Origin of the sequence: Aquidulcibacter sp. (genome assembly GCF_049239865.1) — a bacterium.
GTDB lineage: Bacteria > Pseudomonadota > Alphaproteobacteria > Caulobacterales > Aquidulcibacteraceae > Aquidulcibacter.
In genome coordinates this window covers 213540-231657 of the sequence record NZ_JBMLTR010000219.1, presented here as the reverse complement: position 1 = coordinate 231657, position 18118 = coordinate 213540, and the positions used below count along the sequence as shown (strand labels likewise).

Genomic DNA, 18118 nt, shown 5'->3' with positions numbered 1-18118 from the left:
TTGGATCGGCAAACCGATTAGTTCTTCGCTTTGTCGACCATCTTGTTCTTGCCGATCCAGGGCATCATGCCGCGCAATTGTGCGCCCACCGCTTCGATCTGATGCTCATCGCCCAAACGACGGGTGGCCTTGAAGAAGGGCGCGCCGGCTTTGTTTTCCAGCATCCAGTCACGGGCAAAGCCACCATTTTGGATATGCTCCAACACGCGCTTCATTTCTGCCTTGGTTTCTGGCGTGATGATGCGAGGGCCGGTGACATATTCGCCATATTCGGCGGTATTGGAGATGGAGTAATTCATGTTGGCGATACCGCCTTCATAGATCAAGTCCACGATCAGCTTCACTTCGTGCAAGCACTCAAAATAAGCCATTTCGGGCGCATAGCCTGCTTCAACCAAGGTTTCAAAGCCAGCGCGGATCAATTCAACCAAGCCGCCGCACAGAACGGCCTGCTCGCCGAACAAATCGGTTTCGCATTCTTCGCGGAAATTGGTCTCAATGATGCCAGAGCGGCCACCACCGACAGCTGAAGCATAGGCCAAAGCAAAATCGAGGGCTTTGCCGCTTTCATTGTGCTGCACGGCCACAAGGCAAGGCACGCCGCCGCCTTTTTGATACTCGCTGCGAACCGTGTGGCCTGGGCCCTTTGGCGCAACCATCACCACGTCCACGCCCTTTGGCGGCTGGATCAGGCCGAAGTGGACCGAGAAGCCGTGGGCAAACATCAGGGTTTGGCCTGGCTTGATGTAAGGCGCGATTTCAGCAGCATAGAGCTCAGGCTGGATTTCGTCGGGCGTCACGATCATCAAAGCGTCAGCCTTTTGCGCGGCTTCTGCGACAGTCACGACCTTCAGGCCAGCGGCTTCTGCCTTAGCTGCCGAAGCCGAACCCGCCTTCAAAGCAACCCAGACATTCTTCACGCCGGAATCCTTCATGTTCAACGCATGGGCGTGGCCTTGGCTGCCATAGCCAACCACCGCGACAATCTTGTCCTTGATCAGGCCAAGGTCACAGTCAGCGTCATAGAACACGCGCATTTTTTCTCTCCAGATTGAAATTGTAGCGGCACAAATGTGCAGACTAAGTTGAATTTGCCCCGGGTTAAGAGCGTTTTTTTGCGTTCAGGTCAATCGAAGCCATCAGCTTAGCGGCGCTCGATCTCAGCAAAACCTTCAGTTCGGGGGGGTGGTTGCGGGTGGACGGGGTGCAGCACTGGGTGGTCTGCGCGGTAAAGGCCCTGCTGCAGCGGCGGCTTGAGGGCCCGCACGCCCTGCCGCAAGCTCTGTCACAATCAACCAGCCACCCGCTTCGCGACGCCAGACCGTGACATAACGGCCAAGGCTAAGCTGATTATCGCCGCGCCGGATCACATAACGCCCCCAAGACGAGCCAGACCCACCAGCGGCCATGGCGCTCTCCGGGTTGCGCTCTAAGGTGACATCAGCTGGGAACGTCCCAAAGCGCGCCTGCGCGCCTGCTGCACCGGCTGGCGATGACCCTGAGGCGTCATGCAAAATGCCTTCATTCGACATCAAGGCCTCATAGGATTTTAGAGGGCCGTTCGCGAGGAGGTTTTCGGCAAAGGCGCGGTCAATCGCCAACAATTCCTCGCTCTCATCGATTATTTTCGGTGCCGGGGCTGGTGGTTCGTTACTGACGGCTTGCGCCGCGCGCAGACCATCGGGGGTGCCAGCCTCTGATGCGGGCAGCGCAAGGGGTGCCGCCGTCTCTGTCGAAGCTTCCGCCGTCGGCGCTGCAGTCGTTTCGGTTGGCGGCGTCGTGGGCGCGCGCCACTCTGCCTTTGGGGCAGGCTTCGATTTGGCTGGTGCCTTTGCCTGTGTGGCGGGCTTCTTACTGGCCTGTGCCGTCACACTTACCGGTTGCAAGACACAAGCGAGCACCAAGGAGCCAATCAGGGCAGCAGATATGCGTCTCATGAACTCCCTCCCCTAGTTTGATTTGCTGGGTCCGACCGGAACAAAACTTGCCTGCGGTGAAACGAGGCCCTCAACCGGCAAGGCACCGGGTTGAAACGAAAGCTTCTTGGCAAACACAGCCAAAAGTGGACGCACACGTTCATCGTCATAGCGGGTGGAAATGCACCGCTCGCGCTTGGGCGCGCGCACTTCAATCACTGCCGTGGCTTGGCCTGCGCGGGCCAGAGTTTCGATCGTGCGCTTGAGTTCGCCCCAGATTTTGGCGTCCTCAAAGGCATAGACGAGGGTTGCAGCATCGGTCACGTCCAAACTCCCACTGGCGCGGGTGATGGCCTTCCCATCCCAACGCACCATGCTGTAACGCCCAGGCTCCGCTTCGGGTGTGGAAAAAGTGATGCTGAGGCTTTCCTGACTTGCAGGACGCAGCACCGACACACGATAAGCCGCCTTATCGCCAGCCGCCTTCGCGAAGGGGGAATCAATGCCCATGGCCTTTAAGACAGCGGGGTCGGCCAATTCGCCATTCACCGGACTGTCGCACAAGCGCATGCGCGGATCGCCATCAACGCCCAGAAACAACGCCTTTTGTTCGGGTTCCGCCTTGCCGACCAAATAGATAGTCAAGCCCAAGACGGCGGCAATGGCGAGCATAATCAAATATCGAAAAGAGCTTTTCATCCACCCATCCAAACCTGAACTTTGGGCCAAAACAAGGCCGAATGCCGAACCAAAAAGGCCGTCGACGGTGCCGCTTAAATCACATCCTTGCCGCGTCGGATGGTTGCCACACCAGTGCGCGAGACCTCAACCAACCCCAACGGGCGCATCAAATCAATGAAATCATCAAGCTTTTTAGAAGAGCCAGTCAATTCAAACGTAAAATGGTCTAAGCCGGCATCCATGATCCGGCACTTAAAGGCGTCCGCCAAGCGCATGGCTTCCACGCGCACATCGCCTGTGCCCGCCACCTTAATCAACGCGAGTTCACGGGCGACGGCGTCGCTGTCACCATAAAAGTCGATGACACGCTTCACTGGTACCAAACGGCCGAGCTGCGCGCGAATCTGGGTCAAGACGCTGGGCGTGCCCGAGGTGACGATGGTGATGCGCGACGTATGAGCTTCATGGTCGGTCTCGGCCACCGTCAAGCTCTCGATATTATAGCCGCGCGCCGAAAACAGGCCGACCACACGGGCCAAAACGCCCGGTTCATTGGTGACGATCACGGCCAAAGTGGTGCGAATGATCGGGCTTTCGCCTTCAGGAATGAAATAAGCGGAACCGGGTTGGGTCATGAATGGGTCTCGACTTTCAGAGTTATGATTGCTTTAGCGATCATAGAGGACGCGTGCAAACACCACTTGCCCTTGTTCGTTCAATTCCATCAGTTCGGTTGCCGTTGCTCCTGTTTCGTCTTGATAGATCAAGGCCAAGCCTTGCCGATCTTGGCAGATCGTAAAGAGGGTAAAGTGCAACTGCGGTCTGATTTGAAACGCAAAACTGAAATAGGGACGCAACTCCTCGCGATGGGTGAAAAAGGTCTTTTCGCCCTTGGTGCGAACCGCAACCTTTGGAGAATGAAACACGACATCCTCCACGTAATGGGAGAGGATTTTCTCCACATCATGAGCATTCCAATCGGCGATCCAAGCCGCGGCGAAGCTGGTGGGATCAGTCATCTGTCATCCTCGTCGTCTAAGTCGTCGCCATCCGGATACCAGCTTTCCCGTCCCGAACCATGCACAGGGACCGGGGTACGCGGAGGCATCACCGTTACGCTGTGCACAGGAATGAGCATCGCCCAAGTTGCAACGGGTGCAGCTACCCAAAATGGAAACTTCGTCAGGATCATAGGCTGCTCCTTCGCGGATGGTTAAGTGGGCCTAGGGAAATTAGCGGTGGCGGGAATGGCTAAACCACAAATTATACACATTTAATTACACACTAATTGACAGGCTGACTTCCTCTAATTACTCTATCTCAATGGAGCGCGACAGCAAGAAAATCGTCAAGCGGCTTTTGTCCGAAGGGTTTATTTTGGTTGCGAGCAAAGGTTCACATCACAAATTCGCCAAAGGCGGCTTGGTTGTGATCGTCCCGCATCCAAAGAAGGACCTACCGCTCGGCACGGCGCGATCCATTGCAAAAATGGCAGGATGGCTATGAAAGGCAACGCGATGTTCTATTACCACGGCATCGTCCACAAAGACGAAGACAGCTCTTTTGGCGTCTCTTTCCCAGATTTAGAGGGCTGCTTCTCAGCCGCTGATGATCTGGAAAGCGTTGTGCGCGAAGCCACCGAAGCGGTGTCACTTTATTTTGAGAACAATGACCGTGTCATCGAGCCATCCAGCATCGAGACGATCCGAGATTTGGCGAAAGAGGATTTGGCAAATGGTGCCTTCCTGATTTTGGTGCCCCATATCGCCGCAAGCAACACGCCCACCCGCATCAACATCTCACTCGATTCCGGAATCCTCGCCGCCATCGACACCGCCGCCTCTGCCCGCAAACTCACCCGCAGCGCGTTTTTAGCCCAAGCGGCGCGCAATGAGATTGTGGGGCGGTAGCTTCTGCCGAAGGGAGTCGTCTGGGAGCGGTTTTGGTGACCATTTTGGTCACGCAAAACCTTGTTTCAATTATGTTGTTACCCGTTCAAGCGCGTCAAGGGTCGCTTCGCTTCTGCCCTTGACCCGCTTGAACTGGGGGCCATGTCGACGGGGTTCTGCGTCTGATGGCGGCAGTCAAGGCCAGAGAGCCAAGCGTGCCTTGACGGCCGGAAGCAAACAATCTGGCTATTTGGAATCTTCCATTGCTTTCAAGCGCACAGCTGTTCGACCAAGAAATAGCATAATAGGCACGAGCCAAACAAACATTCCAATAACTGGAATTGCGCACCACAATGCTTCCAATTCCTTACCTTGTCCCTCTTTTTTAAGCAGTCTCCAAATGGCGATACCCAATATTGCCTGTAACAATAATGATGGCAAAAGCTGCATAAAAACTTCTGTCATAAAAAAACTCCCATTTCGAATTAAAATAATCTAGGGTAGAATGACGTTGGCTGCTAAAGGTGTCAACGGTGGTTGCGTTTAAGGTCAACGGCTAATCGGCAATCCTATTTTTGACCCCCATCACACCAACTGCCGCCCCTTCTCGTCAATCGCGGTACCCAAGTCCTGACCATCGTCGCCCAAGAGCATTTCATTATGGGCCGCACCCGATGGGATCATGGGGAAGCAGTTTTCGTCTTTGGTGACGCGGCAATCAAAGATCACCGGGCCATCATAGTCGATCATGTCTTGGATGGCTGCGTCCAATAAAGTCGGATCATCACAGCGGATGCCCTTGGCCCCAAAGGCTTCAGCGAGCTTCACAAAGTCAGGCAAAGAATGGGAATAGCTTTGGGAGTAACGCTCGCCATGCAGCAATTGCTGCCACTGGCGCACCATGCCCATCCACTCATTATTCAGGATGAAGATTTTGACCGGCAGGCCATATTGGACTGCACAGCTCATTTCTTGCATGCACATTTGGATGCTGGCTTCGCCGGCAATATCGATCACCAAGCCGTCCTTATGCGCCATTTGCACGCCAATGGCGGCAGGCAGACCATAGCCCATGGTGCCGAGACCACCCGATGTCATCCAACGGTTAGGCTCTTCAAAGCGATAAAATTGGGCGGCCCACATTTGATGCTGACCGACTTCGGTGGTGATGAAGGTCTTGCGGTCTTTGGTCAGTTCATAGAGGCGCTCGACCGCATATTGGGGTTTAATCACCTCGCCACTTTGACGATAGGCAAAGCCTTTGCGGGCGCGCCAGCTATCAATTTGGGCATTCCAAGCGGCAAGGTCGGCACGCTTGCCAACGCGGGCCTGCCACTGGGCCAACAGGGCCTCGATGGCTTTGCCCGCATCAGCCACAATGCCAATATCCACGCGCACATTCTTATTGATGCTGGAAGGATCAATATCGACGTGGATTTTCTTTGAATTAGGTGAAAAAGCGTCTAAACGTCCCGTCACACGGTCATCAAAGCGCGCGCCCAAGCAGATCATCACATCGCAATCATGCATGGCCATATTGGCTTCATAAGCGCCATGCATGCCCAACATGCCGAGCCATTGTGGATCACTCGCAGGGAAGCTGCCCAAGCCCATCAGGGTTGAAGTCACGGGGAAGCCCGTCGCCGCTGCCAATTGGCGCAAGAGCTTTGAAGCTTCTGGCCCCGCATTGATCACACCACCGCCGGTATAGAAAATCGGCTTCTTGGCCGAGGCCATCAGCTCCACCGCCTTTTCAATCGCCAGAAGGTCTGGGCTGGTAGGCGGGCGATAATTGGGCGACAGATCGTTGGGCTTGCCACGATAAATCGTCTTTTTGAACTGAACGTCCTTTGGAATATCGATCAAAACGGGGCCCGGACGGCCGGTGGTCGCCACTTGAAACGCCTCATGCACGATCCGCTCGAGGTCATTGACGTCCTTGACCAGATAATTGTGCTTGGTGGCAGAGCGCGTGATCCCCGTTGTATCGCATTCTTGAAACGCGTCAGAGCCGATCAAATGCGAGGGAACTTGGCCTGTGATGCACACCAGAGGAATGGAATCCATCAAAGCATCGACCAAAGCCGTCACCGCATTGGTGGCCCCTGGCCCAGACGTCACCAAAAGTACGCCGCATTTGCCTGTGGAGCGCGCATAGCCCTCTGCCGCATGGCCTGCCCCCTGCTCATGACGCACCAGCACATGGTGAATCTGCTCTTGCTGATAGAGCGCATCATAGATCGGCAAGACGGCCCCACCGGGATAGCCAAAAATCGTCTCCACGCCCTGCTCTTGCATGGCCCGCACCAGAATTTCGGCGCCTGTCATTTCAATAGGTTCAGGCTTTGTCATGGTGCTGGTCTCGATTTCTGTGTCGTACATGGGGAAGGCTTCCAAGTTTTGGTGCTTATGGCGGTTTTTTGGGCATGAAAAAAGGGGCCAGTTGAGCCCCTTGTGTTACAACGCCGCGATTTGGTGAGAGGACTATCCCTCACCAAGCCGCGGCATTCTAACGAGTACAAGTGCGACGTTGCGCATGATGGAGTTTCCTCAAACTTCTACGAAAGGCATAAACATGCGCGACGCCTTGGTCAAGTAAAATTTCTTAGAATTTTATGCTTAGTATATCAGATAAATTAGAATTTTAATTCAAAATCTGTATTGATTTACACAAAACCGTGTTTGCTGGCATTGTGTTGTTTGCAAGCGGGGAAGTTTGGTTAAGCTAAGCCTAAATGCACAAGCGCCTTGGCCAATCAGGCGCACACAAAATGAAACGGGGGATGTGATGTCAGATCAACGCGAAACTTTGGGAGCGTGGGGCCCAAAAGCGGACCCCGATGCGACAGTCGGCGCACCGCCCCAATTGAGCGCTGCCTATGTGCGCTATGCGCTCTGGATGTTGTTGATCATCTACACATTGAACTTTCTCGACCGTGGCATCATCAACATTCTCGCCGGCCCGATCAAAAAAGACCTTGGCATTAGTGACAGCGCTTTAGGCCTGCTGATGGGAATTGGGTTTGCGTTTTTCTATACGATTTTGGGGCTGCCCATCGCGCGCTTTGCCGAACGCGGGAACCGCGCCAAAATCATCTCGGTTTCGGTGGTGATCTGGAGTGCGTTTACCGCTTTGTCCGGCGCGGCTCAGAACTACTGGCAACTTTTACTGGCGCGAGTCGGAGTTGGCGTTGGCGAAGCTGGTTGCACACCGCCAGCACACTCCCTGATCTCGGACTATGTTCCAGCAGAAAAGCGGGCGTCGGCTATTGCGTTTTACTCCCTGGGCGTGCCGATTGGCAGCGCGCTGGGATTGATCATTGGGGCAACGATTGCCGACGCCTTTGGTTGGCGTTGGGCTTTTGCAATCGTCGGACTTCCCGGTGTTGCGATTGGTGCCCTCGCCTATTTTACTTTGAAAGAACCACGTAAGCTTGGTCTTGTCCCTCAACCCAAAGCTGGCTCTGGCCCAACACTTCTGGCGACAGCTAAAGAACTGACCAATCGGAAGTCCTATTGGTATGTGGTGGGTGCCGCGACCATGATTTCCTTCCTAAGCTATGGGAAGAGCGCCTTCATCCCGGTCATGTTATCGCGGGTTCATGGCCTATCCCTGACCGAGATCGGCACACTTCTGGCGCTTAGCGGTATCGTGGCAGGGGTTATGGGCACCATGATTGGCGGCTATATTGCCGATCGGGCGGCCAAAGCCGACGTGAGGGCTTATATGACCATCCCAATGGTGGCATTTGTGCTTTCCGTTCCATTCTTCTTGTTTGCGATGTTTTCCGACAATGCCTACTTCGCCATTGCCTTATTGACACTGCCGGGCCTCTTGAATTCCATTTGGTACGGGCCGGTCTATGCCTCCATTCAAGGGCTCGTCGGTCCGCAAAGCCGGGCCACAGCGGTCGCCCTGATGTTGTTTGTCCTGAACATGGTTGGCTTGGGTCTTGGCCCCTTCACAGTGGGGCTGGTGTCGGACATCCTGACCCATCAGCATTTTGCAGCCAATGCGCCGGCGGGAATTGAGTTCGCCTCTTATTGCGCCAAGAAAGCGGCGACTGCTGGCGAAGCCATTTGCACGGTGGCCCAAGCCGAAGGTCTACGCCTGTCGCTGGCTTGGCACAGTGTGTTGGGCGTCTTCGTGGTCGCGTTCTTTTTACTTGCACGCAAAACGCTGAAGCAGGACATGGCAGAAGTCAAAGCGATGAGTGCCAACTGAGGCTTCCCTCGACCATGCAAATAAATCGCGCCATGGCATTGCTTTTTTCCACGTCGGCCCGATGGTAGGCCGATAAGAAAGGCAGGCATAGACCTGCCTATAAGGGGAACGACCGGATGGACAAACCTTCAGACACGATAGTCGGCTCTGGCACGCCAGCACAGCCGCAAGCCTTAAGCCCGGCCTATGTGCGCTATGCGCTTTGGGTGCTGTTGATCATCTACACACTCAACTTCGTTGACCGCCAAATTGTGGCGATCTTGGCAGGGCCGATCAAGAAAGACTTGGGCATAACCGATGGCCAATTGGGCATGTTGATCGGTTTGGCTTTCGCCTTCTTTTATACCATCCTCGGCATCCCCATCGCGCGCTATGCCGAACGCGGCAACCGCCCTGGCATTATCGCAACCGCCGTCATCGTCTGGAGTGGTTTTACCGCTTTGTGCGGCTTAGCCCAGAACTTCACCCAATTGCTGCTCGCCCGCATCGGCGTCGGCGTGGGCGAAGCAGGCTGTACGCCCCCCGCCCACTCGCTCATCTCTGACTATGTACCCGCTGAAAAGCGGGCGTCGGCCATCGCCTTTTATTCCTTAGGCGTGCCCGTCGGCACCGCGATGGGCTATATCGTTGGGGCCTGGATCGCCCAACATTATGGCTGGCGCGTGGCTTTCTTTGCCGTTGGTATCCCCGGCCTAATCATTGGCGTCATTGCTATGTTGACGCTGAAAGAGCCGCGCAAATTGGGTCTTGTGAAGCTTGGGGCCGCAGGCTCTGCGCCCAGCTTACGCCAAACCGCGCGTGAACTCACCAACCGCAAATCCTATTGGTATGCCGTCGGTGCCGCGACCACGATTTCCTTCTTGGGCTATGGCCACGCAGCTTTCTTGCCCATCTTCTTAGCCCGCGTGCATGGTATGGCTTTGGGTGATATCGGGACGGCGATGGCCGCTATGACCTTTATCGCAGGGGTTGCTGGCACGATGATTGGCGGCATTGCCGCAGACCGCGCCGCCAAGAATGACACACGCGCTTATATGGTCGTGCCCATGCTGGCCTTTATCGCGGGTGCCCCCTTCTTCTGGGCAGGCATGTTGGTCGAAGGCACCTTGGCTTCGATCCTTTTGCTCGCCATTCCAACCTTGTTGAACGCCGTCTGGTACGGGCCAGTCTATGCAGCCGTCCAAAGCCTCGTGCGGCCACAAAGCCGGGCGACAGCCGTGGCGCTAATGCTGTTTGTCGTGAACATGGTGGGCCTCGGCGCTGGCCCAACGGCCGTCGGCTTCCTGTCCGACATGTTTGCCAATCAGCACTTTGCGACAATCGCGCCAGCGGGGGCTGAATTTGCCACCTTCTGCGCCAAGGGTGCGGCGACGGCTGGTGACGCCATGTGTGGTGCCGCCCAAGCCGAAGGCATCCGCTGGTCGCTGATCGCGTCGAGTTCGGTTGGCCTGTTGGTCATCTTGTTCTTTGCGCTGGCCCGCAACACCATCCGCGAAGATTTGATTGCGACAGCCGAAGTCACTGCAAAAGATCAAGCCGCAGCCGCTTCCTAAGCCCAAGCGCGGCTTTCCGCGCTTGACCTCTAGGCTCACACCTACAAAACAGGGCCGCCGGTGGGACTCACCAGCGGCCCTTTGTTTGATAACGGAACGCCAGCCATGATCCCCCGCTATGCCCGCCCTGAAATGATCGCCATCTGGGATGCCCAAACCCGCTTCAAAATCTGGTTTGAGATTGAAGCCCATGCCGCCGATGCGTTGGCAGAGCTGGGCGTCATCCCCAAGGAAGCGGCAAAGACTATCTGGGACAAAGCGGGCGATGCCGTGTTTGACGTGGCGCGCATTGATGCGATTGAGGCCGAGACCAAGCATGATGTCATCGCCTTTCTAACCCATTTGGCTGAGATCGTGGGCCCTGATGCCCGCTTCGTCCACCAAGGCATGACCAGCTCTGACGTGCTCGACACCTGCCTTGCGGTGCAATTGGCCCGCGCGAGTGACTTGTTGATTGCAGGCGTTGACCGGGTACTGGCGGCCCTTGAGACCCGGGCAAAGGAGCATCAGCACAGCGTGCGCATCGGCCGCAGCCACGGCATCCATGCAGAGCCCACCACGTTCGGCGTGACCTTGGCTGGCTTCCATGCCGAGTTTCAGCGCGCCAAGGCCCGCCTAATGGCCGCCAAGGCTGAAATCGCCACCTGCGCAATCTCTGGCGCGGTCGGCACGTTTGCCCAGATCGATCCGCGCGTAGAAGCCCATGTCGCAGCAAAGATGGGCCTCGCGATTGAGCCCGTCTCGACCCAAGTCATCCCGCGCGACCGTCACGCCGCTTTCTTCTGCGCGCTTGCCGTCGTGGCTTCCTCGATTGAGCGCTTGGCCACCGAAATCCGCCATATGCAGCGCACCGAAGTGCTGGAGGCCGAAGAATTTTTCTCGCCTGGGCAGAAAGGCTCTTCGGCCATGCCGCATAAGCGCAACCCTGTTCTGACCGAGAATTTGACCGGCCTTGCCCGCCTCGTCCGCTCGGCAGCTGTCCCCGCGCTGGAAAATGTCGCACTGTGGCATGAGCGCGATATCTCCCACTCCAGCGTGGAGCGCGGCATTGGCCCAGACGCCACCATCCACCTCGACTTCGCGCTGCATCGCCTCGCAGGGGTGGTGGAAAAGCTATTGATCTATCCAGAGCGGATGAAGGCCAATCTCGACTTGCTTGGCGGCCTGCATAATTCCCAGCGCGTCCTTCTGGCACTGACCCAAGCCGGGGCGAGCCGTGAGGAGTCCTATAAGATGGTGCAGGCCAATGCGATGGCCGTATGGTCCATGCCAAGCCCGCGTCCGGCGACCGCCCTACTCGATCGGCTTCTGGCCGACAGCCAAGTCACGAGCCTGCTGAGCGTGGAACACATCCAAAGCTTGTTCGATGACAGCCACCACTTCGCGCAAGTCGACACGATCTTCGCTCGTGTGTTTGGCTAAGCTTTAGGCGCTTGGTGCAGGAAAAGGGCGTATTTGGCATTCTCCGACTACTCGCTTTGCACCAAAGCTATGCCGCGTGCATCCGTTTGGGATGTACCGAGTGATTTTGCTGTTCTTGCGGTTTTTTTCGCTTAGGACAGCCTTTGCCGCAGGCTATGCCTAGGCAAAGGCTTTGTTTGAGTTTGGGCGCGCAAGATGGGGCGTCAAGGGGCGCGCCTGCGGCGCGTCGGCGAAGCCGATAGGACCCCTTGACTCCCCAGCTTGCGCAGAAAGAATTGTCAGACGGCTTCAAGGCAAGCGAAGTGCGGCCTGAAGCTGTTCTAAGTCATTTCCTTTAAGCCTCACCCTCATCACTCTTCAGCAAAAAATGACCGTGTAAAGCGGCGATGGGGTCTGCGCGGTCAAACTGCCAGGCTTCAACCCGCACATTGGCGATGCGCCGACCAAGCTTAGTCACATGGGCGCGGGCATAGGTATCGACGGGCCTTCCAGAACGCAGGTAATCAATAGAAATATCAATTACTTTGGGAATTTTCTTACCACCCTGTGCCAAGAAAATTTCTGCCACAGCCGTCAATTCCATTAGCGCCCCAACAACCCCGCCATGCAGCGCTGGCAACATCGGATTGCCGATCAAATCATCCTTGAAGGGCAAGATGGCCGTCAGCTCATCGCCTTTAAGCTCAAACTGCACGCCGAGGAATTTGGCGTATGGTACCGCTTCAAACATGGCGCTGAGTTCGCCTAAATTCACGCGAACGGGGGTGGCGGATGTATCACTCATTTCGGCGGCCTCCGGTTCTGTCCCATGCGGCCGGATGTGCCCATCATAAAGGCCGCTTGGGCGGCCGCGACGGGATCTGTTTCATCCTGGCCGTCAAAGGCAAAGGCGCGCACAAAGGCGACCGTCTTGGTCATGCGATAGCAGTGGGCTTCCGCGCGTATGGTCGCGCCTTTCTTGGCCGGGCGCATATAGTCGATCCGCAGATCGAGGGTGGCAGTCGACATAGGCTCGCTCAGCGCGGCAAAAGCCGCAACCCCGCACGTATTGTCTAATAGGGTTGTCACAACGCCCGAGGCGATCACCCCGGTTTCTGGATCGCCGACCAAATCCTCGCGCCAATCCACTTCAACGACCGCGCGGGCTTCGGTGATGGCAATCACGCGCATCCCCAAAGCGCGTGCCTGCGGTGTGCCTTGAATCATCATGGCGCCGGCTGTCGCCATTCTTTGCCAAAGGGGTGTGTCATCACTCATGCGGCTACCTTAATTGGATGCGCCGGATTTGGAAACGTGGCAAGACAGGCCATTGCCTGCCGGATGGAGTGATCGTGATGATTTCTAAAAGCCAACCTCTTTCAGAGCGCGCAGTTTTGTTCCTGCGTCTTGGTGTCGGCTTTTTTATTGGCCTGATCGTCGCTTACTTGATTGCTGATGAGGTCCGCCGAAGCGCAGATACCTTGTTGCGACAGGATTGGCGGGAAGTCCTCGCCCAGACTTTGACATTGGTGGCCTTCATCCTCTGGGCCGGGGCTGGGGTGATGCGGCGGGCAAGCCTTGCCCTTTGGACCGCGATCGCAGCGGCTTTGCTCTGTTTCATCCTCTGGCATACGCGGATTTACTCAGGTGATGGCAGCACCAGTGAATTGCAGTCCATCCTGATCCTATTGGCCCTGACCTTCATCGCCAATGAATTGGTGTCGAGTGCCGATCAAGCCGGCAAGCCCTTTGCACCCTATGAGCTTTATTTCGATGAGGCGTGGAAGCGCGGCGTACAGCTGATCCTAGCAATTGGCTTTACTTTATTGTTCTGGGGCATTTTGTGGATGGGCGCGGCCCTCTTGGGCTTCATCGGCTTCAAATGGCTCGAAGACTTATTGAAGAATGAGTATTTCGCCTTCCCCATCACAGGCTTGGCTTTTGCCAGTGCCGTGCATTTAGGCGACATCCAGCCCAAGCTTTTGGCCAATGTCCGTGGCCTCGCCTTGGGCGTTCTGGCTTGGCTCTTACCCGTCATTACCCTGATCGGGGCGATCTTTGCCGTCAGCCTCGTCTTCAGTGGCTTGCAGCCCTTGTGGGATACAAAAGCGGCGACAGCCACACTTTTGAGCGCATGCATTGGCTTTGTGCTGTTGATCAATGCGGCCTTCCAACAAGGCGAGACCGACCGCAAGGTGCAAGTCGTCTTGAAATGGTGCGTGCGGCTGGCAGGCCTTCTATTGTTGGTCTTTGCCGTTTTGGCAGCGTGGAGCCTTGGCCTGCGGATCAATCAATATGGCCTTACGATTGATCGCACGTTAGCAGGCATGGTTGTGGTAATCGCCTTGGCCTATGGCCTTGGCTATAGCGCCGCCGTTTTTTGGCGTGGGCCGTGGATGGAGCTTCTAAAGCCACTCAATATCGGCTTGGCGGTTTTCAAATGCGTCGTTTTCATCGCCATTCTGACGCCGCTGGCCTCGCCTGCCCGCTTGAGTGTGGATAATCAAGTCAAACGCCTCACCTCGGGCCTGGTAAAGCCTGAAAAGTTTGATTGGTGGTTCTTGCGCTATGACACCGGCACTTATGGCCGAAAGGCCATCGACCAGCTGATCCAATCACCCGATATGCGGATTGCAAAAATGGCAGCCAGCGCAAAAGCGGAAACTTTAGGGCCTCGGCCTCGGTATCGTGGCGGCGACGAATTCCAAGAGGTAGAGCGTCCCGATCTGTCGAAGTTGGAGGTAGTAGCCCCTAAGGGCGCGGCCCTTCCTGCTGGTTTTATGGCGCAGAAGTTTAACGATGAGGCAGAGGCTTTCGTGCCGGACTGCCTCGTCAGGAAACCAAAGAATACGGATGAAGCCTGCAAAGCAGCGGTATTGGATATAGATGGCGACGCACAGCCGGAAGTCCTGATTATGACCAAGGTTGGAACGGTGGCCGCTTTCAAGCAATCGACAAACATGTGGGTGGCGATCCGCGCCGAAGTCACGCCAAGCCGGAATATTGAGCTCGAAAGTGTCACAAAGGGCGAAATTCGGGTCGTGGCCCCTCTGTTCAAAGATGTGATGATTGGAGACTCACGAGTGCGGTTCTTCCCAATTGATCGCCCAACCAACATCATCGTCGATATGGAACCTGTTGCCACAGCCAAATCTGCAGAGCCCGCAGCACAAGCCCCTTCAAAGCCATAGCCAACAGCTTTAAGCACGGGCGGAAGAATTAAGGAGAGGCACCCCATGAGCACGCGCACCGAAACCGATACTTTTGGACCCATTGAAGTGGCTTCTGACCGCTATTGGGGTGCGCAGGCCGAACGCTCGCTCGGCAATTTCAAAATTGGCTGGGAAAAGCAGCCTTTGTCGATCGTCAAAGCGCTCGGCATCGTCAAGCAAGCTGCAGCCCTTGCCAATATGAAACTGGGCAAGATGGATAAGGAGCTTGGCGAAGTCATCATTAAGGCCGCTCAAGAGGTGATTGACGGCAAGCTGAATGACCATTTCCCGCTGGTGGTCTGGCAGACAGGTTCTGGCACCCAGTCCAATATGAATGCCAATGAAGTCATCTCCAACCGCGCGATTGAAATGCTGGGCGGCGAAATGGGCTCAAAAAAGCCTGTCCACCCCAATGATCATGTGAATATGAGCCAAAGCTCCAACGATACCTTCCCAACTGCCATGCATATTGCTTGCGCGGTCGAGGTCACCCACCATTTGTTGCCGGCGTTAACGCATTTGCACGCCGCCTTGGACGCCAAAGCAAAAGCTTGGGCCGATATCATCAAGATCGGCCGCACCCATACCCAAGACGCAACGCCTGTCACCTTGGGCCAAGAATTTTCTGGCTATGCCAAGCAAATTGAAAATGGCATCGCCCGCATCCGCCAGACCTTGCCTGCCTTGATGGAATTGGCCCAAGGCGGCACGGCCGTGGGCACCGGCCTTGCCTCCCCCGTTGGCTTTGCCGATGCTGTCGCGACAGAAATTGCGGGCCTGACAGGCCTGCCCTTTACCAGCGCACCCAATAAGTTTGAGGCCCTCGCCGCCCATGACGCCATGGTCTTCACCCATGGCGCCATTACCACTGTGGCGATGAGCTGCTTTAAAATTGCCAATGATATTCGCTTCTTAGGTTCTGGCCCGCGGGCAGGTTTGGGTGAATTGGCTCTGCCTGAAAATGAGCCCGGAAGCTCTATCATGCCAGGCAAGGTCAATCCGACCCAGTGCGAAGCTTTGACGCAGGTGTGCGCCCATATTCTGGGCAATAATGCCGCCATCGCCTTTGCCGGCAGCCAAGGCCATTTCGAACTCAATGTGTTCAACCCGATGATGGCCTATAACTTCCTACAATCGGTCCAGCTTTTGGGCGATGCGGCTGTCAGCTTCACCGACAATTGCGTTGTGGGCATTGAACCGCGCCTTGATAACATCGCCAAAGGCCTCGCCAATTCCTTGATGCTGGTGACGCCGTTGAAGGAAAAATATGGCTATGATCTGGCCGCCAAAGTCGCCAAAACCGCGCATAAAAACGGCACCACCTTGCGCGAGGAAGCCATTGCTCTGGGCATCAGCGGCGATGATTTCGACGCCATCGTCCGCCCAGAGTTGATGATCGCGCCGGGGTGAAGTCCTTCGAGGCCGACTGCCCTACACCCAAGCCTCAACCAATTCCTTCAAGATATCCAAGGGCACAAAACCGCTGCCCAGCACGATGTCGTGGAATTTCTTGATGTCATAGCGGCTGCCAAGGCGACGTTGGGCATCCGCGCGCAGGCGTAAAATCTCCATCTGGCCAATCATATAGGCCGTGGCTTGGCCGGGCATGACGATATAGCGATTAATGTCGCGTGTGGCGCTTTCAAGGTCGCCCGGCTGATTGGCGAGGATATAGGCGATTGCCTGCTCTTTCGGCCAGCGCTTGGCGTGCAGGCCCGTATCGACAACCAAGCGAATGGCGCGGCGCAGTTCGAGGACCTGACGACCAAAGTCTGAATAGGGGTCTTGGTAGAAGCCCATATCCTTGCCCAAACGCTCAGTATAAAGGCCCCAACCTTCCGAATAGGCCGTGAATCCCGAGAATTTGCGGAAGCGCGGGATGCCCTGCAATTCTTGCGCGATGGCAATCTGCATGTGATGGCCCGGCAGGCCTTCATGATAGGCCAAGGCCTCCATCTGATAAGTCGGGATCGCCTTCACATTGAAAGTATTCACATAATAATAGCCGGGGCGCTTCCCGTCGGCCGAGGGTCGGCTATAGAAGGCAAGACCAGCCGAAGCTTCGCGGAAAGGCTCCACTGCGCGGACTTCCAAGGGCGCTTTCGGCATCAGATTAAAGGCTGTCGGCAAACGATCCCGCATCGTGTCGATCAGCGCGGTCGCCTTGGCGACATAAGAGGCCTTTCCCTCGACTGTGTCGGCGACAAAGAAGCGCGGATCGGTCTCCATAAAGTCGAAGAAGGCATCGCGTGTGCCTGTAAAGCCCACTTTGCGCATGATCCCTGCCATCTCACCATGAATGCGGGCTACCGCGTCCAAACCCAATTGATGGATCTCGTTGGCGGTTAGGCGGGTCGTGGTTTGGGTTGCCAAACGCTCGGCATAATAGGCCTCGCCATCGGGCAGAGCCCACACGCCATCGGTGGTGCGGGCTGTGGCTTGCTGCTTGGTCATTTCCGCGATGATGGCCTCGTAAGCCGGCTTGACCTTGTTTACGAGGGCCGCGCGGGCTTGGACTTTGAGGCGGTCCTTGGTGGCGGCATCGAGCGTGGTCTTATCGATCTTGCCTTTGATATCGCTCCAGAAAACCGAATCCTTGCCGGTCTCCGTAAAGGGTGCGCCGGCGAGGAGATTGGTGCAGTTGGACAGCACAAAGTCATAGAGATGGCGCGGCGGCGTAATGCCTTTTGCGGCTGAGTCCGCTGAGCGCGCCAGCAGGCCCCCGACTTTCTCCGGCATGGCTTCAAGGCGGGCGATATAGGCCTGCGCATCTTCTAAGTTCGCCACGCTATGATTATTGGCTAAGAAGGTCGGGATGCCGGATTGGGCACCATTATGCTGATCAAACACATAGGCATGGCCCCGGTAGGGCGCATTGGCCTTGGCATTTTGGGTTAGCTTATCAAACAGGCGTACACTCAAAGCGTCAGTCGGGTTCAACTTGAGGGTCGCGGCAAAGGCGGCGACCTCCTGATTGGTTTTGACCTGTAACGCGAGGTTTTGGGCTGCATAAGTGTCAGACTCATCATTCCACCGATCTTGCCCGCGCTTATCGCCGAGGCTGGTTGCCCGCTCTGGATTGCGCACCAAAGTCTGGTCAAAATAGCTTTCGAATAAGGCATTTAAGGGTGCCGAGGCCTCTTGCGCTTGGGCGGGGATCGACAGGCCCGCCACACCGATGGTGGCTGTTCCAGTAGCAAGTAAGGTACGGCGCGAGATCATGGTGTGGGCCTTTCTAAGA

17 protein-coding genes are annotated in these 18118 nt (G+C 56.1%); 7 read left to right on the top strand and 10 right to left on the bottom strand.

What is annotated here, in order from left to right:
- Positions 1–17: 17 nt before the first annotated feature.
- The 5 genes from ilvC to ACOVRA_RS16575 form a co-directional block, all read right to left on the bottom strand.
- Positions 18–1037 (bottom strand): ketol-acid reductoisomerase, encoded by a 1020-nt coding sequence (gene ilvC, locus ACOVRA_RS16595; RefSeq protein ID WP_421721258.1) that lies wholly within the window; start codon positions 1035–1037, stop codon positions 18–20.
- Positions 1038–1172: 135 nt separating this feature from the next.
- On the bottom strand, positions 1173–1937 hold the full coding sequence (locus ACOVRA_RS16590; protein WP_298226331.1) for a nuclear transport factor 2 family protein: 765 nt from the start codon (positions 1935–1937) through the stop codon (positions 1173–1175).
- A gap of 12 nt (positions 1938–1949) precedes the next feature.
- Positions 1950–2615, bottom strand: a complete 666-nt coding sequence (locus ACOVRA_RS16585) for a hypothetical protein (RefSeq protein WP_290806773.1) — start codon at positions 2613–2615, stop codon at positions 1950–1952.
- Positions 2616–2689: 74 nt separating this feature from the next.
- Positions 2690–3232 carry an acetolactate synthase small subunit gene (ilvN, locus tag ACOVRA_RS16580; RefSeq protein ID WP_290806776.1) on the bottom strand — a complete coding sequence of 181 codons (543 nt, stop codon included), beginning with the start codon at positions 3230–3232 and terminating at the stop codon, positions 2690–2692.
- A 33-nt stretch (positions 3233–3265) separates the two neighbouring features.
- On the bottom strand, positions 3266–3616 hold the full coding sequence (locus ACOVRA_RS16575) for a nuclear transport factor 2 family protein (protein ID WP_421721257.1): 351 nt from the start codon (positions 3614–3616) through the stop codon (positions 3266–3268).
- 304 nt (positions 3617–3920) lie between these two features.
- Between ACOVRA_RS16575 and ACOVRA_RS16570 the strand changes: the two genes are divergently transcribed.
- Together ACOVRA_RS16570 and ACOVRA_RS16565 are read left to right on the top strand one after the other, a co-directional pair.
- The gene (locus tag ACOVRA_RS16570; RefSeq protein WP_298226324.1) at positions 3921–4103 is read left to right on the top strand and encodes a type II toxin-antitoxin system HicA family toxin; all 183 of its coding nucleotides are present in this window, start codon (positions 3921–3923) and stop codon (positions 4101–4103) included.
- Positions 4100–4507, top strand: coding sequence for a type II toxin-antitoxin system HicB family antitoxin (locus ACOVRA_RS16565; protein WP_298226322.1), 408 nt, complete (start codon positions 4100–4102; stop codon positions 4505–4507). The genes ACOVRA_RS16570 and ACOVRA_RS16565 overlap by 4 nt, the downstream gene beginning before the upstream one ends.
- A gap of 225 nt (positions 4508–4732) precedes the next feature.
- On the opposite strand, the gene ACOVRA_RS16560 is transcribed toward ACOVRA_RS16565, so the two are convergent.
- On the bottom strand, positions 4733–4951 hold the full coding sequence (locus ACOVRA_RS16560; protein ID WP_421721256.1) for a hypothetical protein: 219 nt from the start codon (positions 4949–4951) through the stop codon (positions 4733–4735).
- Positions 4952–5071: 120 nt separating this feature from the next.
- Positions 5072–6868, bottom strand: a complete 1797-nt coding sequence (locus ACOVRA_RS16555) for an acetolactate synthase 3 large subunit (RefSeq protein WP_421721255.1) — start codon at positions 6866–6868, stop codon at positions 5072–5074.
- A 406-nt stretch (positions 6869–7274) separates the two neighbouring features.
- On the opposite strand from ACOVRA_RS16555, the gene ACOVRA_RS16550 reads away from it, so the two are divergent.
- The 3 genes from ACOVRA_RS16550 (at position 7275) to purB (ending at position 11686) form a co-directional block, all read left to right on the top strand.
- On the top strand, positions 7275–8711 hold the full coding sequence (locus tag ACOVRA_RS16550) for a spinster family MFS transporter (RefSeq protein WP_421721254.1): 1437 nt from the start codon (positions 7275–7277) through the stop codon (positions 8709–8711).
- Between the two features lie 116 nt (positions 8712–8827).
- Positions 8828–10264 (top strand): spinster family MFS transporter, encoded by a 1437-nt coding sequence (locus ACOVRA_RS16545; protein ID WP_421721253.1) that lies wholly within the window; start codon positions 8828–8830, stop codon positions 10262–10264.
- A 105-nt stretch (positions 10265–10369) separates the two neighbouring features.
- The gene (purB, locus tag ACOVRA_RS16540; protein ID WP_421721252.1) at positions 10370–11686 is read left to right on the top strand and encodes an adenylosuccinate lyase; all 1317 of its coding nucleotides are present in this window, start codon (positions 10370–10372) and stop codon (positions 11684–11686) included.
- A gap of 334 nt (positions 11687–12020) precedes the next feature.
- Here the strand turns inward: purB and ACOVRA_RS16535 are convergent, their stop codons facing one another.
- Together ACOVRA_RS16535 and ACOVRA_RS16530 are read right to left on the bottom strand one after the other, a co-directional pair.
- Positions 12021–12470, bottom strand: a complete 450-nt coding sequence (locus ACOVRA_RS16535) for a PaaI family thioesterase (RefSeq protein WP_421721251.1) — start codon at positions 12468–12470, stop codon at positions 12021–12023.
- Positions 12467–12943 (bottom strand): PaaI family thioesterase, encoded by a 477-nt coding sequence (locus ACOVRA_RS16530; protein ID WP_290805277.1) that lies wholly within the window; start codon positions 12941–12943, stop codon positions 12467–12469. The genes ACOVRA_RS16535 and ACOVRA_RS16530 overlap by 4 nt, the downstream gene beginning before the upstream one ends.
- Before the next feature lie 74 nt (positions 12944–13017).
- Between ACOVRA_RS16530 and ACOVRA_RS16525 the strand changes: the two genes are divergently transcribed.
- Entirely contained in the window at positions 13018–14856 is a 1839-nt protein-coding gene (locus ACOVRA_RS16525; RefSeq protein ID WP_421721250.1) for a DUF4153 domain-containing protein, read from the top strand.
- A 45-nt stretch (positions 14857–14901) separates the two neighbouring features.
- Complete coding sequence (fumC, locus tag ACOVRA_RS16520) at positions 14902–16287, top strand: class II fumarate hydratase (RefSeq protein ID WP_421721249.1); 1386 nt, start codon at positions 14902–14904, stop codon at positions 16285–16287.
- Between the two features lie 21 nt (positions 16288–16308).
- On the opposite strand, the gene ACOVRA_RS16515 is transcribed toward fumC, so the two are convergent.
- The gene (locus ACOVRA_RS16515; RefSeq protein ID WP_421721248.1) at positions 16309–18099 is read right to left on the bottom strand and encodes a DUF885 domain-containing protein; all 1791 of its coding nucleotides are present in this window, start codon (positions 18097–18099) and stop codon (positions 16309–16311) included.
- Positions 18100–18118 lie beyond the last annotated feature (19 nt).

Coding starts and splice junctions, on each gene's coding strand:
- ilvC (WP_421721258.1), bottom strand. CDS start 1,037: ATGCGCGTGTTCTATGACGCTGACTGTGACCTTGGCCTGATCAAGGAC.
- ACOVRA_RS16590 (WP_298226331.1), bottom strand. CDS start 1,937: ATGAGACGCATATCTGCTGCCCTGATTGGCTCCTTGGTGCTCGCTTGT.
- ACOVRA_RS16585 (WP_290806773.1), bottom strand. CDS start 2,615: ATGAAAAGCTCTTTTCGATATTTGATTATGCTCGCCATTGCCGCCGTC.
- ilvN (WP_290806776.1), bottom strand. CDS start 3,232: ATGACCCAACCCGGTTCCGCTTATTTCATTCCTGAAGGCGAAAGCCCG.
- ACOVRA_RS16575 (WP_421721257.1), bottom strand. CDS start 3,616: ATGACTGATCCCACCAGCTTCGCCGCGGCTTGGATCGCCGATTGGAAT.
- ACOVRA_RS16570 (WP_298226324.1), top strand. CDS start 3,921: ATGGAGCGCGACAGCAAGAAAATCGTCAAGCGGCTTTTGTCCGAAGGG.
- ACOVRA_RS16565 (WP_298226322.1), top strand. CDS start 4,100: ATGAAAGGCAACGCGATGTTCTATTACCACGGCATCGTCCACAAAGAC.
- ACOVRA_RS16560 (WP_421721256.1), bottom strand. CDS start 4,951: ATGACAGAAGTTTTTATGCAGCTTTTGCCATCATTATTGTTACAGGCA.
- ACOVRA_RS16555 (WP_421721255.1), bottom strand. CDS start 6,868: ATGTACGACACAGAAATCGAGACCAGCACCATGACAAAGCCTGAACCT.
- ACOVRA_RS16550 (WP_421721254.1), top strand. CDS start 7,275: ATGTCAGATCAACGCGAAACTTTGGGAGCGTGGGGCCCAAAAGCGGAC.
- ACOVRA_RS16545 (WP_421721253.1), top strand. CDS start 8,828: ATGGACAAACCTTCAGACACGATAGTCGGCTCTGGCACGCCAGCACAG.
- purB (WP_421721252.1), top strand. CDS start 10,370: ATGATCCCCCGCTATGCCCGCCCTGAAATGATCGCCATCTGGGATGCC.
- ACOVRA_RS16535 (WP_421721251.1), bottom strand. CDS start 12,470: ATGAGTGATACATCCGCCACCCCCGTTCGCGTGAATTTAGGCGAACTC.
- ACOVRA_RS16530 (WP_290805277.1), bottom strand. CDS start 12,943: ATGAGTGATGACACACCCCTTTGGCAAAGAATGGCGACAGCCGGCGCC.
- fumC (WP_421721249.1), top strand. CDS start 14,902: ATGAGCACGCGCACCGAAACCGATACTTTTGGACCCATTGAAGTGGCT.
- ACOVRA_RS16515 (WP_421721248.1), bottom strand. CDS start 18,099: ATGATCTCGCGCCGTACCTTACTTGCTACTGGAACAGCCACCATCGGT.